This is a genomic window from Micromonospora sp. R311 (assembly GCF_056780015.1).
In genome coordinates, this window is sequence record NZ_JBSWCE010000106.1 from 1 (window position 1) to 1,504 (window position 1,504).

Genomic DNA, 1,504 nt, shown 5'->3' on the forward strand with positions numbered 1-1,504 from the left:
CAACGCCGTGAAGTTAGGCGTGTGGGCTGGTAGGCAAGTGCCTCGATACGGCCCCTGACATGCAGGAAGCGGAGCTCCGGTAGAAACGGCTTGTCCGCCAAGACAACCGCTGCTGTGGGAGCTCCGCTGTCTGCTCAGTGTGCCATCACTCGTGAAATCGTTGTAGCTGAAGGGGTGTTCGCCCCGGGCCATCTGGGCGAGTTGACGCAGATCGTGCCGTTCGAGATGGTCGACGCGGTCCTCGCTGAGTCCGGTGCGGTCCAGCGACGGCTGCGTAAGCTGCCCGCCCGGGTCGTCGTCTACCTGCTGCTCGCGGCCACCCTGTTCGAGGACTGCGGATATCTGGCGGTCTGGCGCAAACTCACCGGCGCGCTCCGCGGCCTGCCAATACCGACGATCACCGCGACCGGGCTGTGGCATGCCCGCTGCCGGCTCGGCACCCGCCCCATGCGCGCCCTGTTCGACCTTCTGCGTGGGCACGCCGGCGCGATCCGCACCGCCGGCACCCGGTGGGCCGGGTTGCTGGTCGTCGCGATCGACGGCACCTGCCTGGACGTGCCCGACAATCCGGCCACCCGCGCCTGGCTAGGTAAGGGCTCCAACCAGTACACCGCCGCCAGCGGCTATCCACAGATCTCCCTGGTCACCCTCGTCGCCTGCGGCACCCGGGCAATCATCGACGCGGTCTTCGGACCCGCCAGCACCGGCGAGGCCCGCTACGCGCAACGGCTGGCCCGGTCCCTGCACCCCGGCATGATCGTCTTGTTGGACCGGGGCCTGTCCAGCAACACCCTGCTGCAGGCCGTCGCCGGCACCGGCGCCGCGTTCCTGGCCCGCCTCACCGCCCTTCGCAAGCCCCCGGTGCTGCGCCGACTGCCGGACGGCTCGTTCCTGTCCCGCGTCGGCGACCTGCCGGTCCGCATCATCGACTGTGAGATCACCATCGCCACCACCACCGGGCACCGCACCGGCGTCTACCGGCTGGCCACCACCCTGCTCGACCACCACCGCTACCCCGCGTCCAGCCTGGTCACCCTCTACCACGAACGATGGGAGATCGAAACCGCGTACCTGGCGATCAAGAAGAGCATGCTCGGCCGCCGCGTCCTACGCAGCCACCACCCCTCCGGCATCGCCCAAGAGATCTACGCCCTGCTGACCACCTACCAGGCCATCCGAATCGCCATCGCCGACGCCATCAGCACTACCGGCACCGACCCCGACCGGGCCAGCTTCAGCATCGCCCTGCAAACCGCCCGCGAACAGGTCACCCAGGCCGCGAACGTCCTCGCCGGCACCGTCATCGACCTCGTCGGCACCATCGGCCGCGCCATTCTCGACCAGCTCATGCCCCCACGCCGGCTCCGCGTCAAACCCCGAGCCGTCAAACGACCGCTGTCCCGATACGCCTACAAAAGCCTGCGCGTCGACCGACGCACCTACCAAGCAACCATCACCATCAACCTCTTGACCACACCGATCAGCCCATAACTTCACGGCGTTG

1 protein-coding gene is annotated in these 1,504 nt (G+C 68.2%); it reads left to right on the forward strand.

Annotated elements, in window-relative coordinates; translation table 11 throughout:
* The first annotated feature begins 174 nt into the window (after positions 1-174).
* On the forward strand, positions 175-1,491 hold the full coding sequence (locus tag AC1WTP_RS34355) for an IS4 family transposase (RefSeq protein ID WP_481653368.1): 1,317 nt from the start codon (positions 175-177) through the stop codon (positions 1,489-1,491).
* Positions 1,492-1,504: the final 13 nt, after the last annotated feature.